Annotated in this window: 16 protein-coding genes and 1 pseudogene; 8 read left to right on the forward strand and 9 right to left on the reverse strand. The window is 68.5% G+C overall.

The annotated features are described in order from the left end of the window. Positions 1 to 110 precede the first annotated feature (110 nt). Entirely contained in the window at positions 111 to 533 is a 423-nt protein-coding gene (locus ACIBTS_RS20365) for a VOC family protein (protein ID WP_319674137.1), read from the forward strand. A gap of 338 nt (positions 534 to 871) precedes the next feature. Then, the gene (locus ACIBTS_RS20370; protein WP_399321098.1) at positions 872 to 1633 is read left to right on the forward strand and encodes a thermonuclease family protein; all 762 of its coding nucleotides are present in this window, start codon (positions 872 to 874) and stop codon (positions 1631 to 1633) included. Positions 1634 to 1679: 46 nt separating this feature from the next. Here the strand turns inward: ACIBTS_RS20370 and ACIBTS_RS20375 are convergent, their stop codons facing one another. The 8 genes and pseudogenes from ACIBTS_RS20375 to ACIBTS_RS20410 all read right to left on the reverse strand — a co-directional run bounded on the left by ACIBTS_RS20375 (position 1680) and on the right by ACIBTS_RS20410 (position 8858). Further along, positions 1680 to 2105: a hypothetical protein gene (locus ACIBTS_RS20375; protein WP_399321000.1), complete on the reverse strand. Its 426-nt coding sequence runs from the start codon at positions 2103 to 2105 to the stop codon at positions 1680 to 1682. A 248-nt stretch (positions 2106 to 2353) separates the two neighbouring features. Continuing rightward, complete coding sequence (locus ACIBTS_RS20380) at positions 2354 to 2986, reverse strand: hypothetical protein (protein ID WP_319674133.1); 633 nt, start codon at positions 2984 to 2986, stop codon at positions 2354 to 2356. A gap of 468 nt (positions 2987 to 3454) precedes the next feature. Then, a pseudogene (locus tag ACIBTS_RS20385) lies at positions 3455 to 3594 on the reverse strand (IS5/IS1182 family transposase); the annotation flags it as partial. Then, entirely contained in the window at positions 3591 to 4442 is an 852-nt protein-coding gene (locus tag ACIBTS_RS20390; protein WP_399321001.1) for a methyltransferase domain-containing protein, read from the reverse strand. The gene ACIBTS_RS20390 and the pseudogene ACIBTS_RS20385, both read right to left, overlap by 4 nt. A 310-nt stretch (positions 4443 to 4752) precedes the next feature. Then, positions 4753 to 7131, reverse strand: coding sequence for an Orn/Lys/Arg decarboxylase N-terminal domain-containing protein (locus ACIBTS_RS20395; RefSeq protein WP_399321002.1), 2379 nt, complete (start codon positions 7129 to 7131; stop codon positions 4753 to 4755). A gap of 240 nt (positions 7132 to 7371) precedes the next feature. Next, complete coding sequence (locus tag ACIBTS_RS20400) at positions 7372 to 8007, reverse strand: dihydrofolate reductase family protein (RefSeq protein ID WP_399321003.1); 636 nt, start codon at positions 8005 to 8007, stop codon at positions 7372 to 7374. Beyond that, positions 8007 to 8513, reverse strand: a complete 507-nt coding sequence (locus ACIBTS_RS20405; protein ID WP_399321004.1) for an SRPBCC family protein — start codon at positions 8511 to 8513, stop codon at positions 8007 to 8009. The genes ACIBTS_RS20400 and ACIBTS_RS20405 overlap by 1 nt, the downstream gene beginning before the upstream one ends. A gap of 3 nt (positions 8514 to 8516) precedes the next feature. Then, positions 8517 to 8858: an ArsR/SmtB family transcription factor gene (locus tag ACIBTS_RS20410; protein WP_399321006.1), complete on the reverse strand. Its 342-nt coding sequence runs from the start codon at positions 8856 to 8858 to the stop codon at positions 8517 to 8519. A gap of 407 nt (positions 8859 to 9265) precedes the next feature. Here ACIBTS_RS20410 and ACIBTS_RS20415 point away from each other — a divergent pair, with 407 nt between their 5' ends. The 4 genes from ACIBTS_RS20415 (at position 9266) to ACIBTS_RS20430 (ending at position 12946) form a co-directional block, all read left to right on the forward strand. Next, the gene (locus tag ACIBTS_RS20415) at positions 9266 to 9508 is read left to right on the forward strand and encodes a hypothetical protein (protein ID WP_399321007.1); all 243 of its coding nucleotides are present in this window, start codon (positions 9266 to 9268) and stop codon (positions 9506 to 9508) included. Positions 9509 to 9931: 423 nt separating this feature from the next. Then, positions 9932 to 10537 carry a SigE family RNA polymerase sigma factor gene (locus ACIBTS_RS20420; protein WP_399321009.1) on the forward strand — a complete coding sequence of 202 codons (606 nt, stop codon included), beginning with the start codon at positions 9932 to 9934 and terminating at the stop codon, positions 10535 to 10537. Next, complete coding sequence (locus ACIBTS_RS20425) at positions 10530 to 11219, forward strand: hypothetical protein (protein ID WP_399321010.1); 690 nt, start codon at positions 10530 to 10532, stop codon at positions 11217 to 11219. Before ACIBTS_RS20420 ends, ACIBTS_RS20425 begins: the two co-directional genes overlap by 8 nt. A gap of 194 nt (positions 11220 to 11413) precedes the next feature. Continuing rightward, on the forward strand, positions 11414 to 12946 hold the full coding sequence (locus tag ACIBTS_RS20430; RefSeq protein ID WP_399321011.1) for an MMPL family transporter: 1533 nt from the start codon (positions 11414 to 11416) through the stop codon (positions 12944 to 12946). A gap of 129 nt (positions 12947 to 13075) precedes the next feature. Here the strand turns inward: ACIBTS_RS20430 and ACIBTS_RS20435 are convergent, their stop codons facing one another. After that, the gene (locus ACIBTS_RS20435) at positions 13076 to 13588 is read right to left on the reverse strand and encodes a pyridoxamine 5'-phosphate oxidase family protein (protein WP_399321013.1); all 513 of its coding nucleotides are present in this window, start codon (positions 13586 to 13588) and stop codon (positions 13076 to 13078) included. A 443-nt stretch (positions 13589 to 14031) separates the two neighbouring features. On the opposite strand from ACIBTS_RS20435, the gene ACIBTS_RS20440 reads away from it, so the two are divergent. Both ACIBTS_RS20440 and glpK read left to right on the forward strand, forming a co-directional pair. Then, positions 14032 to 14919, forward strand: coding sequence for an MIP/aquaporin family protein (locus ACIBTS_RS20440; protein ID WP_399321015.1), 888 nt, complete (start codon positions 14032 to 14034; stop codon positions 14917 to 14919). 219 nt (positions 14920 to 15138) lie between these two features. Further along, positions 15139 to 16656 (forward strand): glycerol kinase GlpK, encoded by a 1518-nt coding sequence (gene glpK / locus ACIBTS_RS20445; RefSeq protein WP_399321016.1) that lies wholly within the window; start codon positions 15139 to 15141, stop codon positions 16654 to 16656. Positions 16657 to 16668 lie beyond the last annotated feature (12 nt).

Raw genomic sequence — 16668 nt, forward strand, 5'->3', positions numbered from 1 at the left:
ATCGTGGCCTTCGAGCCGTTCGGGAGCGCATCGCTGCCGGTCACGGCCGCCGCATCGTGCCTGTACGGCCGGCGGCGCATTTCACCACTCGATCGAGGCAAGGAGCAGCCATGTCCGTCACGACCACCACTCACCTGAACTTCCGGGGCACCGCGCGGGAGGCGCTGGACTTCTACCAGTCCGTCTTCGGCGGGCGTACCGTCGCCATCACCTACAAGGACGCGGGCGCCGTGCAGAACGAGAGCGAGGCGGACTGGGTGATGTGGGGCGAGGTGGCCGGCGACAACGGCTTCCACGTCATGGCCTACGACGTCCCCTCGCAACTGCCCTGGAACCAGGGCGACAACCCGTTCTTCGTCTCCGTACGCGGTGACGACGCCGCGGAGATCAGCGCCCTGTGGGGCAAGCTCGCCGCCGACTCCACCATCGTCCGTCCGCTGGAGTCAGCGCAGTGGGCACCGCTGTACGGCATGCTCACCGACCGCTTCGGCGTGACCTGGGTCCTGGACGTCACCACCCCGTACGACAGCTGAGTCCGTTGGCCGCGATCCACAGCTGAGGGATCGCGGCCAGCACTTGCAACAGCACCGCTCCGGTCGGCCCCGGTCCGGATACTGCTGGCATGGAATTCGCCGTCTTCATGACCTTGCCCGGACTGGTCATCGTCCTGACGGTCGTGGCCTTCGTGGACCAGTTGCTTCTCCGTGCCGGGCGGGCCGGACTGCTGCCAGGGCGCAACAGTGTCCGGCAGGGCCAGATATCGGCGACCGGGGCGGCCGTCGAAACATGCCGATGCGTCGCTCTGACGACGCCGTCCCCCCTGACTCAGCGGAGCATAAGAAATTGTCGCGGTCACATGCAATGCGTAGTTTTGTACCGTTATGCGCCGCATGTAACGGCATACGGCCCTTTCCTCAACCAACTACGGCTCGACGCCGTCGACGCCCTGGAAACCCACTACGGCACCGCGCCGCGGGTGCACCAGCCCCTGGAGTTCGGGCACGCCGCATCAGCAGAACTGCTCAAGTGGCTCGGCTTCAAGAACGTGCGGCGCGACCCGGACGAGACCGTCACCGCAGCGACACCCGACCAGGTCCCCGGTTTCATCCTCACCCGGGGCGCGGACCTCTACGGCCGCTGCATCGCCCTGGTCGGCAAGGGCAAGCCCCCAAAGGCCGGCGGATCGTGGATCAACGTCGACGTGGCACTGCTGCGGAAAACGGCCAACCACCACCTGCTGGCCACCGGCCTGGCCTACCCCACCTACTGCCGCAACCTCTTCCCCGACCACCGCAACGAACTGACCGACGTGGCCCACAAGGCGCAGAAGGGCGGCAAGGGGCTGTGGCCGCAGGACGTGACCACCAAGGGCGCGAAGGTCACCGGGATGACGTCGATCACCGACCAGGTGGTGATCCTGCCCAAGCTGTTCCGCCGCCTCGTCGACTACCTGCGCCTCGGCGACCCGTCGCTGACCGGGTTCCCCGCCTTCCTCGCCCAGAAGCAGGACCGCTTCTTCATCCTGTCCACCGGCCACGCCACCACCGGCCTGGACTACATCGTCAAGATCACCAACAGCCACACCGTCCGGATGACGCACCCCTCCGATGACCTCGTCTTCGACGAGGGATGACGAAGGAGGAACGACGGGACTCGCGCGACTGTGCCGCCGTACGAGGTCAGGGGCGGCTGTAGCGGACGCACTTCAGGTAGGTGATCGTCCCGGTCGCGGGGACGTACTGGTCGAGGCACACCCGCGCGAGGGAGACGCCGGGGACGTCCACCGGCACGGTGAACTGGAACGCGTACTCGTACTCGCAGGCGGCCGACCCGCTGTCAGCGTGGGCCAGTTCGTGGCCGGCGGAGTCGAGGGCGAAGACCGTGGTCATCCGGCAGCCGTTGACGTCGACCGACTTGTGGATGCCCGAAACGCCGATGGAGCGGTTGTACCAGGTCAGCGTGCCACGGGTGTATGTGTTGCCGTAGGTGACGTCGAAGTGGGAGGTCGGGTAGGCGGCGCTCTGCGCGTGGGCGGCGGGGGCACCGAGGAGCGTGCCCGCGGTGAGGGCGACCGTGCTGAGGGCAGCGGCGAGCGGCTTGCGCATGACGTCTCCGGGGTCGGGTTCTGGGAGCGGAAGATGGCACGCCAGTATCCCGCCGTGGGCCCCCGTAGTCGACTTCGTCCGTGGGTGGACGCCGCGGGGCGGCGACGTCACCCCCGCCGCGCGCCAGTTGGCTGCTCGAGACCGGGCGCATCCGGGCCACGACGCTCAGGTCATCCACCTCGAGGCCCGCACCTGGCACCCCCGGTGACAGTGCGTGGGACAGCGCCACCCACACAGACGGTCAGCGGTCAGCGGTCAGCGGCTTCGGGCTGTGTGTCGGCCTCGGACCTAGTGGTCGGCTCGGGTGCGGGGGCGGTGTAGAAGACGGACTTGCCCTGCTTGCTGCGCTCAGCCTGACTCTTGGCCACGAGCCCCTCGAGAGTGACCCGCACGACCTTGGTCGTGATCTGGCGCTCGGGGTGTGCCTGGCCGAGCGCCGCAGAGATCTCCGCGGCGGAGCGCGGTTCCTTCAACTCGGCAAGGTGGCGGCGAATGAGCGCGACCAGGGTGGGCTGGGCCCCCTTCGTGACAGTCGCCGTCTCGGGCGCGGGCTTCTTGGCTGCTGCCTCTCCCGGCGTGGCGCCGGGCTGTCGTGCGCTCCGCTTCCCGCCGCGCGCGGCACCGGCCTTCCGCCGGGGAGCGGGCACCGCGGCGCTCTCGGACTCTTCGGCAGGCTCGGCCGAGGCTTCGGTGATGCCGAGCGCCTGCCGCATGTTCACCAGCACGCTGTGGTCGTGCTGCAGGGCGGCGAGTTGCCCCTGCAGCAAGGCGATTTCCGCCGTGATGCGTTCCTGCTCCTTGATGTTGCGTTCGAGATCACCGGTCACCTGAGCGACGTACTGCGATGTCAGTTCGGTGACGGGAGTCGTTGTCTCGGGCATGGATGCTGACCTTTCCTCGGCGAATGACCGTGTTGCGGGGCTGCACCGAATGAGGGTGACGCCCCTCTTGGGCGAGATGCCGGCGCCCGGTAGGGACGCGGCATGTGCCGCAAGATGCCTTGGCGTACAGATGGTACGGACAAACAGCGCCGTTTGTTCCTGCGGACCCGTGGACGTCGGCGTGTGAGGGCTGCGGCGGGGCACACCGATGCGGCCCGCCCCGCCCTGGAACCCGGTTGTCCCTCCCGGAACCGCGGGCGTGTGCAGCAGGACCAGGATGCGAGCCCGAGATTCCGGCCGGCCGGATTCACACTTTCGAGGCGGGGTGAAGGGTCGGGAGGGTGAACCCGTCCTTGCACCGTACAGAGCCCGGGCTTTCCGCCGCAGCCGGCCAGGCACCGCAAGAGCGGGAGGACTTGCGCGTCGTGGACCTGCCCCGTCAGCCGACCACCTGCGGCGGCGGTTTCATACCGTCTGCCAGGGCCCGAACGCTTCGCGGGGCAGATCTCTCAACGGACGCCCTGCCGTTCCTCTGCTGTGGGAAGGAAGGGCGCCCGGTGTGTCCACCGGTCGTCTGCCGACAGGCGCATGCGGCCGCTTGTGGTCACCGAGGCCGGTAGGCGGTAGCCAGCACGGAGACGGTGACCTGATCGGGCAGGAGGCAGCCATCGTTGAGCTCTGCACGGCTTATGTGGCGTGCGCTCGGCGTCATCACTACCAGGTCCAGGGCATCCGGCCTGGCCATGGCCGCGAGGTACTCCACCTGTTCGGTGACGGCTGCCTCGAAGTAGGGATCCAGCGCCCGGTGCAGGCGCTGTTCCTTGGCCGGGTCGATCGTGACCATCGCAGACACCCGGCCGCGCAGCTCGGCCAGGTGCCGCCCGGTGGGACGGACCACGATCAACCGGCCGGTCGGGCGCAGCACGCGGTGGAACTCCGCCGGGTTGCGCGGGGCGAACACGTTCAGCACGACATCGGCCACTTTGTCGGCCAGCGGGAAGGGGCGGAAGACGTCCCAAGCCACCGCGGCGGCTCGGTCGTGGGCTCGGGCTGCCGAGCGCAAGGCACGCACCGACGTGTCCAGGCCCAGACCACGGGCGCCGGGCAGCTGGTCGAGTACGCCGGCCAGGTAGTAGCCCGTGCCGCATCCCACGTCCACAACCGTGGCCTGTTCAGCCGTGGCGCCGGCCGCCAGGCAGGCCCCGACGTCGCGGATGGGCGCGTAGGCGCCGGTGGACAGGAATCGGTCCCGGGCCTGGACCATGGCTGCGTCGTCGCCGCTGGTGGCGCGGGTGCCCGTCAGCAGGCCGGCGTAGCCGTGGCGGGCGATGTCGAAGGTGTGGCCCACCGGGCAGCGCAGTGCGCCGAGTTCGGGGTGCAGGCGGGGCATGCGGCACGTCGGGCAGCACAGCAGGTCGAGGGACAGTTCGAGGGCAGGGGGAAGCGACACGGGCACGAGGCACTCCTGGCGAGGGTGAAGGGAAGAGACCGTGCCTGCACGCGCGCTCAGAGCGTCACTGCCTCAGGAAGGAACGGGCAGCGTAGGGAATGGGGTTCACGCGGCAGGCACACCAAGGAGGGCGACGCCGTCCGGCATCGCCCTCAACACCTTCCGATCACAGGAAGCAGCAGTGCGGGGTGCTCATGAACGCCATGTCATGAGTTTACGAGCATCGGCGAAGCCCGTCCCCCAAGGCCCTCTTCATCGGTCGGACCATTTCCGGCCCGGGTCGCCCCACCGTCACGCCGTCCGCGCACCCTCGGACTCAACTCCCCGACCTGGCGCCCTGCGCCCCCAGCCGCTGCGCCGGTGTCAGGGCACCGGCGAGACCCTTCTGCTCGTCCGGACGCAGGCACTCGATCAGGTAGTGGCCGGTGTCGGGGGCACGGGTCACGCCGTGAGTCTCGCTGCCGAAGCCCGGGAAATGGCGGTCGAAGGACTCCAGGGCGCTGAGGTAGCGCAGGAGAGGGCCCTCTTCCTCCCCGACGCTCTCGCCCGGCATGAGGACCGGGATGCCGGGCGGCGTCACCGTGACCATCGCCGCGGCGATGCGGCCCGGTGCGTCCCTCAGGCGGATCCGTTCCGTGCCGCCACGGATCAGGCTCTGATAGCACGCCTGGGGCGGGGCGACCGGTTGCGGGAGTTGCTGGAAGGCCGTGTCGAGCAGTTCGACCAGGCGAGCCTCGCGCAAGTGATCGTGCATCTCCTGGCACAGGTCGCGCAGCGTCAGTCCGGCGTAGCGCCGCGGGTGCTCGGCGATGAGCGCGGGCAGCACCCGCTCCAGCGGGGCGTCGGCGTCGTAGAGGTCCTTGAAGTCCATCAGGGCGTCCAGCAGCGTGCCCCACTTGCCCTTGGTGATGCCCATGGAGAACAGCACCAGCGCGGTGTAGCTGTCGGTCTTCTCCACGACGATGCCGCGCGTGGTCAGATAGGCGGTGAGCACCCGCGCCGGGACGCCCCAGTCGGACATGACACCGGTCGCGCCGAGCCCCGGGCAGGTCAGGGTGACCTTGATCGGGTCGAGCATGCAGTAGCCGTCGGTCAGACCGGGGAAGCCGTGCCAGTCCGCGTCGGGTGCGAGGTGCCAGCAGGACGGCTCGGTCCGCAGCAGGTCCGCCGGAGCCTCGTCGAACGGCAGCCGCGCCCCGCTCGCAGGGTCAGTCACCTCACCCGGCTGCCACACCCCGAAGAACCAGGAGGGCCGGTCCCCGGCGGCCTCGATGCGCCGCCCGATCCGCACCATCTCCTGGCGGAACCGGACCGCCTCCGACACCGCCTCGTCGACCAGCCACTGCCCTTGCGGACCGTCCATCATCGCCGTGGCCACGTCCAACGAGGCGATCATCGGATACAGCGGGGACGTCGTGCCGTGCATCATCAGCGCCTCGTTGAACCGCTCATGCTCCACCGGCGCTCGCGGCGCGGACCGGACGTGCACCATGGCGCCCTGCGACAACGCCGCCAGCAGCTTGTGGGTGGACTGGGTCGCGAAGACCGTCGGCCGGTCGGGGCCGGGGAAGGCCTCCTCGTCCACCGACATGCCGTAGCGTCCCGCGTAGAGCGGATGGAAGCGGGCGTACGCGAACCACGCCTCGTCGAAGTGCAGTCGGGGTGTGCCGGCCGCGAAGGCCCGGGCTGCCGTCACCGCGTCGTAACTCAACCCGTCGTACGTGGAGTTGGTGATCACCGCGTACTGGGCACGCGAGGATACCGCGTCCTGGGCGAGGGGGCTCTCCGCGATCCGCGCCGCCACCGAGTCCGCCGCGATCTCGGCCGGCGGCAGCGGTCCGGCGAGGCCGTAGCCGTTGCGGGTGGGTACCAGGTACACCGGCCGGGCGCCGGAGACGACCAAGCCGTGCAGAACCGACTTGTGGCAGTTGCGGTCCACCAGGGCGATCTCGTCGCGGGTCACGCTGAAATGGCCGACCAGACGGTTGCAGGTGGAGTCGCCGTGCAGGACGAAGTACGTGTGGTCGGAGCCGAAGACCCGCGCGGCGTTGCGCTCCGCCTCGCCGATCGGGCCGGTGTGCTCGAACAGCGAGCCGAGCTCCTCCACCGAGATCGACAGGTCGCTGCGCAGCAGCCGCTCCCCGAAGTAGTCGTGGAACGCCCGGCCCACGGGCGACTTGAGGAAGGCGACACCGCCGGAGTGCGCCGGGGTATGCCATGAGTACTCGTGCGCGTCCTCGAAGCGCCGCAGCGCCTTGAAGAACGGCGGGAGCAGGGCCTCCTGATAGGCGCGCGCGGCGGTGGTGATGCGCCCCGCGATGAACGCCGGCGTGTCCTCCAGCGGCCACACATAGCCCACCACCGACTGCGACACCCACAGCGGCAGTTCACGCAGCCCCTCGTCCGCCATGACCAGGAACACCGGCAGGTTTTGGAACCGGTGCCCGATCCGGCGCAGCACCGTCGCGCCGCCGGGGCCGTCCTCGGCTCGGGGCGGAAGGTCCCAGGCGACCACCGCGGCGGCCAAACCGGCCTCCGTCCTGAGCACCGCCTCGGCGTCACCGGCGCTCACCACCCACCGGACCGGTAAGCCGCGCGCCCGGATCCCCTCGGCGATGCGCGCCAACTGCTCAGCGGCGGCGCCCCCGTCCTCCGGATGCTCCGCCACCGCCACCAAAACCGTGCCCTCGGCCATGCCGTCCCCCTTCCCCGGTGGCCCGCGCCACCCCCCGACCAGTGTTCGCGGACTCCGCACGGACGATCGGCCGACAGCCGGCAAAACCACCCCATCGGCGCACAGCCCGGACCGCTCGTTGACGTGACAACGCCCGCTTCGGACCGCTGAACCGGCCGATCCTCTTCTTCACCGGCCAGCAGGCGGACTCGCCATCCCAGCAGGAACCGTCCGCGTCACCAACCTCACAGGGCAATACACCTAGCGCTCGTGGACGGTGTAGGTCAGGTGGGTCACCCGCTGCGTCGGCTCCGCGCGGACCGGCTCCAAGGCCACGCGGCCCGCGTCCACGCCCTCGAACAGACGGATCCCGGAGCCGAACAGCACGGGCGACAGCGCGATAGTGAACTCGTCGATCAGGCCGGCGTTCACGTACTCCAGGATCGTTGCGCCGCCGCCCGCGACGCGGACGTCCCGGTCGCCGGCGGCCTCGCGCGCCTGGTCGAGCGCGGGCTCGATGCCGTCGTTGACGAAGTGAAAGGTGGTCCCGCCCGGCCGCTCCCAGGGGTCACGCTTCTCGTGTGTCACGACGAAGACCGGAGTGTGGAACGGCGCATCCTCCGGCCACGCCTGCTCGCCAAGGTCGAACATGTGCTTGCCCATCACGCTCGCGCCGGTGCGCTCGAACGTCTCGCGCGCGATGTCGTTGTCGCGCCCTTCCTCGCCGCCCTCGCCGAGCTTCAGGTTCTCCCGGAAGAACCGCTGCGGGAAGATCCACTGCTGCAGTTCCATCCACTGCGCCATCCAGCGCTGCACATCCGGGTCGTCCACGCGCTCCTCGGGCGCGATGAACCCGTCCAGCGACATCGTCACGCTGAAGAAAACCTTCCCGGCCATCAGTCCTCAACTCCCTTCCGGACGATTTCGGCGACGTAGGCAGCCAGGTTGCTCAGGGTCTGCTGACCGCCCTCGATCGCGTGGTACTTCTCGATCGCTTCGTCGCGCAGCTCCTTGGTGGGGAACACCGTGCGCATGTCGATCCGGGTGTCCGCGCCGTCGGGCGCGAACGTCAAGACCGACTCGAAGGCGTTCGGGTCGTCGCGGGACTCACCGTGGAGCAGCGCGATCCGCTCCGGCGGGGCGATCTCGGTCCAGCAGATCCACTCCTGGTAGTCCGTTCCGTCCGGTCCGTGCATGACGAAGTCCCACTCCCCGCCGACGCGGAACTCGAACGTCCGCGTGGTGGTGGTGAACCCCTCCGGTCCCCACCACCGCGACAGGTGCTGCACCTCGGTGAACGCCTCGAACACCAGCTCCCGTGGGGCGCTGATGACCCGGGAGATCACGATCTCGCGGTCGGCCGTCGCGGACTGTGCCGCCGCTTCTCGTCCCGTCGCGCTCATCGGCTATTCCTCCTGCCTTGCCTGCTTGAGGTCCTGGACGTACTCGTCCAGCCGGGCGAAGCTCTCGTTCCAGAACCGCTCGAACCCGCCGGTCCACTCGTGAACCGGTCGCAGCCCGCGGGCGTCAAGGCCGTACAGGCGTCGCTTGCCTGCCTTGCGGTCCCGCACCAGTCCGACCTCGCGGAGCACCCGCAGGTGTTTGGATGCCCCCGGCTGGGTCATCCCCAACTCCTGGGCCAATTCGGTCACCGGCCGCTCGCCCGCCCGCAGCAGCATCAGGATCTCCCGGCGCTGCGGCTCGGCGATCGCGTTGAAGACGTCCGACGTCGTCGCTGCTCGTGCCATGACCCCATCGTATTCCGATATAGGCATACGTCAAGCGAGCGAAATCAGGTGGGTCTGGTCAGATGACGAGGGTGACCCTGTCAGCGGCTGCGGAAACACGTATTCCGGTGGGAGGCCGAGTGCGTGCCGCGGCCGGGAGGGAGGACGTACCGCTCGCGCTCGGGGCTGCCGGGCGGGCGCCGACCGTACGATGCTCACCCGGGTTGCTCGCGCCCGGATTGGCCGACGCTGTGGTCATCGGACCATCGCCGACCCAGGCATCCCGACCCCGCAGTGGGCCTCCCGGAACCTCCGTCCCAGCCATGACCCTCACCCTCACCATGGCCAGGAGTAACAGGGGCGGACTGAGCTGCGACAATCGGAGACGGGAGCACAGCCCATCGGCTGGGCACGGGAAGGAAGCAGTTGTGTTTGACCACATGGTCGGAGTACGTCCCGAGCAAGCCGCACGCTGGGCCGCGCTGGTCGAGGAGTCCCGGCCAATCCTTGAGAGCGATGGCATGGAGGCTGTCCAAGCCCTCCTGGTCGAGCGCGGCATGAGCACCATCCAGGCGATCGTCATCACGCGGGCACTACTGGGGAATGCCGAGACACCCCTCCAAGTCGCCATCGAAATCGTGGCCACGAGCAAGGCTCGGCAGTCATTTTAGGTTTCGGCATCCAGGTCTTCTGCTGCCGTCCCGACATCGAGGGGGCTCACGGGAAAGGCGTCCCGCACCCGCAGAGCGCCGTGGCCCCAGGTCTTCGGCGGACCGCTGTTGTGGTCGACCTCGCCGCAGGAATGATCACGTCGGCCTGTTGCCGGGCCCGTCGGAAATTAGGGCCTGCCGACCGGAGCGCCTGAAGCCGTCTACTTGCTCCATATGCCCCTTCGGGGACGGAACCTGTTCGGTGTGAGCCGACGGCCGCCCCGCCATGTGTCGGGTGCCTGCCGGCCGTGCGCTGGACGAGCGTCGCTTGGTCGCCCATGCCACTTTGACATCGTGTGCCTGCTGCCGTGCAACCTCGCACCCTCTCCGGGCGTGACAAGGTGGTGAGGGCACGACCCCTCAACCCGTGATGTGGAGGGGGCAATGCGCGACCCACGCGTCTTCGACGAGTTCTACGCCGGCCATGTACGCCGGCTGACCAGCCAGATATACGCGATGACAGGCAGCCTCGCCGAAGCCGAGGACCTGGTGCAGGAGGCCTTCGCCCGGGCCTGGCAGAACTGGGAGAAGGTGTCCGGCTATGCCGACCCGGAGGCCTGGGTGCGTTCGGTGGCTTGCCGTATCCGGGTGAGTGTCTGGCGGAAGGCGGTCAACCGGCTCACGGCCCACCGCCGCCACGGCGTACCGGACGAGGTGCCCGGTGTCAGCCCTGACTACGTCGCGATCGTCGCGGCGTTGCGGCGCATCCCCTACGAGCAACGGCGGGCGATCGTGCTGCATCACCTGGTCGGGTTGTCCGTCGACGAGACCGCACGTGAAACCGATGTCGCGCCGGGAACGGTCAAGGCCCGGCTCTCGCGTGGGCGCCAAGCGATGGCGCCGTATCTGTCCGACAGCGTGGCCGACGGTCGCGCCGGGGCCAGCCCGCCGATGGGCTTGCGGTCGGCCCTCGCGGCACCCGGCACCGCTCCCGCTGCCGCGACCGACGTCCTCGGCTCCACCGACCAGGAGGTGCACCACCATGACTGAGGACTTCGAGGCTGTCCTCAAGGCAGGGTCTGAGGAACTCGCCGCACGAACCGGCGCCCGGCCCGTCGCGGCTGTCCGGGCTCGCGGCGACGAGCTGCGTCGCCGTCACCGGATGGCCACCGCCGCACTGGCCGTCGCCCTGGTCGCCGCGGTCGGCGGCGGCGCCCTCGCCGTCACCGGCCCGGCGCGCCGGGCCTCCCCGCCCGAAGGGGCCGTGAGCCCGGCCACACCTGCCACGTCCGCGGCCCCACCGACCGCGACCCCGAAATCCGACACCGCGGCGCCGGACCCGGCGACCGAACCCCCGTCAAGCTCTTCACCAACATGCCGTTCCCTGGTGGTGCCACAGCAGATCAAGGACGCCGTGACTCAGGCCTACCGGCGATCGCAGCCGGGACTGGTGCACATCACCCCCGTGAAAGGCACCTTCTACTACGGCCAGTGCGACGGCGATTTCTACGCCGGAGCCTCCTTCACAGCGACGGCCGACGCCACCGGAAACGAACTGGTCCAGCTTCAGGACGAGGGGAGTGCGGAGAAGTACTTCATGAAGACCCACGACGGCGGTTGGACCTATGTGGCCAGTGACGGGTTCCCGCGCAGTCCCCGGGGCTGCGCCGCCATCCCGGAGATCCCGGCAGGGCTGGCCCCACTGTGGGGTGACTGCCTGGCCCGGCCCTGACCCCGCCAGAAGGCACCACGCCGCTGTGCCGGTGAGTTGAGACTCGATCCAGATGGCCTTGAGCGGCATGGACCGCTTCGAGCGGTCCATCCGTCCGACACCGCCGACGGCTTCACCGGCGCGGTGGATCTGCGGCAGGTGGCGTCTGCACGGCCGGCGCGGTGTCAGCTGCCGGCGTAGCCGGGGGTCAGTCCGTGAGCCGGCCGGGGCTGACCATCACCGCGCTGTTCGCGGTCGGCGGCGCCATCGGCTTGATCGCCCTGGCCTCGCACATCTTCACCGTCGCCGACTTCACCCCGCCCATCCTGATGCTCGTCGGCCTCGGCGTCGGCGTCGACTACGCCCTGCTGATCTTCTACCGCTACCGCCATGAACTCCTGGCCGGTATCCAGCCGGCGGAGGCCGGCCGCAAGGCCCTCGACTCCGCGGGGCGTACGGTCTTCTTCGCCGGCTGCACGGTCATCGTCGCCCTGTTGGGCCTGGTCGCCCTCGGGCTCGGCTCGCTCCAGGGCATCGCCCTCGCGGTGGCTGTCACCGTCCTGATCACCATGGCCGCCTCCCTGGCGCTGCTGCCTGCATTGTTGGCCCTGTCCGGCAAGCGCATCCAGCGTCATGTGCTCAAGCAGCGGGCCAAGGCCACCGAGAAGGGCAAGACCGAATGCAACCGCTGGCGCGCCATGGCACGCGCCGTGCAGCGACGCCCCATCCCGACCCTGCTGGCCGGCGTGATCGCGCTCCTGGCCCTGTCCGCACCGGCACTTGGCATGCGTCTGGGCTTCGCCGACTCCGGCAACGACCCCAAGGACACCACATTCCGCCGCGCGTACGGCCGGCTCGCCGAGGGCTTCGGTCCCGGCTTCAACGGTCCGCTCATCGTGCTGGTGAAGGGCGATCAGCAAGCAGGCAAGACCGTGCGGGCAAAGCTCGCCACCACCGATGGCGTCGCCGAAGCCAGCCCAGCGATGCCCTCTGAGGACGGCGCCCTGTCCACCGTTTTCGTCTACCCGACGACCTCGCCGCAGGACGAGGGGACCGTGAAACTCGTGCACCACCTGCGGGACGACGTGGCCCCGCCCCTGGAGCACACCACCGGCGCGGGGGTCCTGGTCGGCGGTGCCACGGCCGCCTCCCAGGATGTCTCCGAAACCCTCGCCAACCGGCTGCCCCTGTTCGTCGTCGTCGGTGTCTCCTCGCTCCTGCTCCTGCTGGTCTTCCGGTCCATCTGGATCCCCGTCAAGGCAGCCATCCTGAATCTGCTGTCCATCTCCGCCGCGCTCGGCGTGATCACCCTGGTGTTCCAGCACGGCTGGTTCGGAGCACAGCCGGGCCCCATCGAAGCCTTCATCCCAGCGCTGATCTTCGCGATCGTCTTCGGGCTCTCCATGGACTACGAGGTCTTTCTCATCTCCCGCATCCACGAAGAATGGACCCGTACCAAAGACCATTCGCAATCCGTACGCGAGGGGCTCGCATCCACCGGCAAGGTCATCACCGCCGCCGCGGCCATCATGATGTTCGTCTTCGGGGCCTTCGTACTCAGCTCCGACCGCATGCTCCAGCAGTTCGGTCTCGGCCTGGCCGTCGCCATTCTTCTCGACGCCGTCGTCATCCGATGCCTCATCGTCCCCGCCGTCGTGCAGATGCTCGGCAGATGGGCCTGGTGGCTCCCTGCCCCGCTGGCCCGAAAACTGCCCAAGGTGTCCATCGAGCGCCCTGAGCACAGCTGAGCAGCGGCCCGCGACGGCTCGGATCACCAGCAAAACCCACGCGCGGCGGAGACGCGGGAGTGCGCTTGGTCGGTCCTCCAGGCGACCCCGTTGGACCTCACCTCGGAAAGTCCCCTCTCAGTAAAGGACTCACGGCTGTGCATCGTGGTCCGAGAGAGGCGCGTCGGCGAGGGACGGCCGCTGTCCCAGCCACATTCCGTCGCGCATGATGACTCTCCCGCGCAGTTCCGGCTCGCCGCGCCAAGCGCGCACAGTCCTCGGGACCACGCGTACATACAGAAAGGAACCCTCTTCCACGCGTGGATCCCACCCGAACTTGTCGGCGAACGCCTCCGCTGCGCCTCCGGGCACCTCCTGGTCCGGGAAGCACTCCGCCTCCCCCTGGAGGAGCACCACGTCGAAGGTGTCCGGTAGCGACAGGCGAACGCGCGGCTCTTTGCGCACGTTCCGCGCAGTCACGGAAGTGGCGCCGGTGCACAGCCACACGGCTCGCCCATCCCACAAGAACCAAAGCGGCACCTGGTGCGGCCCGTGATCAGGGTGAGCCGTCGACACCCATACATCCCGCTCGGTGACGAGCCGCTCCAGAGCGTCGCGCATGCGCTCCGCCGTGCGGCGGCCAACGATTCCCGTGGTCTCCATGAAGACCGACCCTAGCCAAGCAGGCGCGAAGGGCGCCTGAGGCTGAGGACCTACTCCCAGCGACCGATGAAACCCTCAGCTTGCGGCCCGGGGCGACCGACTCCGGTGCACACACTTGTCTGCGGGGATCTCGTTGCCCCACACACTGCGCGACATGTCGGCGGCCCCCGGGACACAGGTCCGTTCGCCCGCGATATCGGACGCGGCACTGCCCTCGCCCTTGCCCTTGTCCGCGTTCAGGGAGAGCGCCAGCTTGCCGAAGCGGTCCGCTTTTCGTGTTCGTCGGACCGACAGCACACATTCAGGTTCAGTGGCGCTTTGGATTGCTCCATAGAGGGGAAAATCTGCGGATACACGCGCACGATCACCCAGATGCGCTTCCCTTCGCGTACGTTTTGGGCAAGGAATGGAAAGTTCCGATACTTTCTAATCAAGGAGGGACAATGGTTGAACGCACCGTGCGTCGACGCGGCTATCGCGAAGGCCTCGGCGGTGAGATGATTGCCGAGTTTCTGGGAACGTTCGTCCTGCTTCTGCTGGGCATCGGGTCGGTGGCTGTCGCAGTCGTCGGTCTGCCGGGATCAGGTCGACAAGTCGTGGAGTTCGGGCCCGCCAACTGGCTCATCATCTCGTGGGGATGGGGCCTCGCCGTGGTGTTCGGCGTCTATGTGGCCGGCGGCATCAGCGGCGCCCACCTCAATCCCGCGGTCACCCTCGGCTTCGCGGTTCGTCGGGCTTTCCCCTGGCGGAAGGTCCTGCCCTACTGGCTGGCGCAGGTTGTGGGCGCCTTCGTCGCCGCCGCGCTCATCTACGCGACCTACAGGTGGGCCATCGACGCGGCCAACACGAAGACGGGTACCCCGCGAGACAAATCGCTGGGAACATACTCGATCTTCGCCACATTCCCTGCCGAATACTTCGGAGACTCTTGGTGGGGTCCCTTGCTTGACCAGATCGTGGGTACCGGGATCCTCCTTCTGTTGATCTGTGCACTCATCGACACCCGCAATACGGCCCCGATGTCCAATCTCGGCCCGTTCATTATCGGCCTGGTGGTCGTCGCGATCGGCTTGACTTTCGGAACCAACGCCGGGTATGCGATCAATCCCGCACGTGACTTCGGCCCCCGATTGTTTACCTTCTTTGAAGGCTGGGGCTCTATTGCTCTGCCCGGTACGTTCGGGTGGTTCAGCGGCTACTGGTGGATCCCCATTGTCGGCCCGCTCATCGGCGGAGTCGTCGGTGTCGGCGTGTATGACCTGCTGATCACTCCGCTGGTCAAGGCCAGGGGCGGGGTTGCCGAGGAAGGCCCCGCCACCGAAGAGCCCTAGACGCGGCAGCAGGCTCCGTCACCTGTCCGGCAGGGGCAGTTGTCCGCTGAGGGAACGACGCCTGCGCACTCCGCGCCCCGGCCCTCCCGGATGGCCGTACTCCGCAGGCGTACGCACCAGGCTTGACCTGATGGTTCGGGACGGGCGACAGCACTGCCCGACCCGGAACGTCACCCCCAGAGCGTCATGACACCAGGACCAGGAGAAGAGGCGGCAACGATGCCCGAATTCGTCGGAGCGGTGGACCAGGGGACCACCAGCACACGGTTCATGATCTTCGATCACGCAGGCAACGAGGTGGCGAAGCACCAGCTCGAGCACCATCAGATCCTGCCGCGGTCCGGTTGGGTCGAGCACGACCCGGTGGAGATCTGGGAGCGCACCAACACGGTGATCCAGAGTTCCCTGCGAAGCGGAGGGCTCTCGGCCACCGATCTGAAAGCGATCGGCATCACCAACCAGCGCGAGACGACCGTGGTCTGGGACCCGCGCACCGGCCGCCCCTACTACAACGCCATCGTCTGGCAGGACGTTCGCACCGACAGCATCGCCGCCGCCCTCGAACGTGACGGCCACGGCGAGACCATCCGCCACAAGGCAGGCCTGCCGCCGGCCACCTACTTCTCCGGCGGCAAGATCAAATGGCTGCTGGAGAACGTGGACGGCCTGCGCGAGGCCGCCGAAGCGGGCCATGCCCTGTTCGGCAACACCGACGCCTGGGTGCTGTGGAACCTCACCGGCGGCCCCAACGGCGGTGTGCACGCCACCGACGTCACCAATGCCAGCCGCACCATGCTGATGAATCTGGAGACCCTGGACTGGGACGACGAACTGCTGGGAATCTTCAACATCCCACGCGCGATGCTGCCGGCCATCCACCCCTCGTCCGATCCTGAGGCGTTCGGCCAGGCTCGCACATCCCGGCCGTTGAACGCCGCCGTCCCGATTGCCGGTGTCCTCGGCGACCAGCAGGCGGCGACCGTCGGTCAGGTCTGCTTCGCCCCTGGCGAAGCCAAGAACACCTACGGCACCGGCAACTTCCTGGTCCTCAACACCGGTACGGAGTTGGTGCGTTCACAGCACGGTCTGCTGACCACAGTGGCGTACCAGTTCGCGGGCAGCCCCGCCGTCTACGCGCTGGAGGGGTCGATCGCCGTCACCGGCGCGGCCGTGCAGTGGCTGCGCGACCAGCTGAAGGTGATCAGGACGGCCGCGGAGAGTGAGCAACTCGCCCGCTCGGTGGAGGACAACGGCGGCATGTACTTTGTCCCGGCCTTCTCGGGTCTCTTCGCCCCGTACTGGCGCTCCGACGCTCGTGGCGCGATGGTCGGTCTCGCCCGTTACAACACCAATGGGCACCTGGCCCGGGCCACGCTGGAGGCCATCTGCTACCAGAGCCGCGACGTCGTCGACGCCATGGAGCAGGACTCAGGCGTGCACTTGGACGTACTCAAGGTCGACGGCGGGGTGACCGCGAACGACCTGTGCATGCAGATCCAGGCCGACGTGCTGGGCGTGCCCGTCAGCCGACCGGTGGTTGCTGAGACCACTGCGCTGGGCGCCGCCTACGCGGCCGGGCTCGCCACCGGTTTCTGGCGCGATACCGACGAACTGCGCTCCCACTGGCAGGAGTCGAAGCGCTGGAGCCCGGAGTGGAGCGAGGAGCAGCGCCAGGACGGTTATGAGGGCTGGAAGCGTGCTGTGGAGCGCACCCTGGACTGGGTCAAGGTCACCTGATGACCGGCACCT

Origin of the sequence: Streptomyces sp. NPDC050121 (assembly GCF_044460385.1) — a bacterium.
In the GTDB taxonomy this organism is placed as follows: domain Bacteria; phylum Actinomycetota; class Actinomycetes; order Streptomycetales; family Streptomycetaceae; genus Streptomyces; species Streptomyces soliscabiei.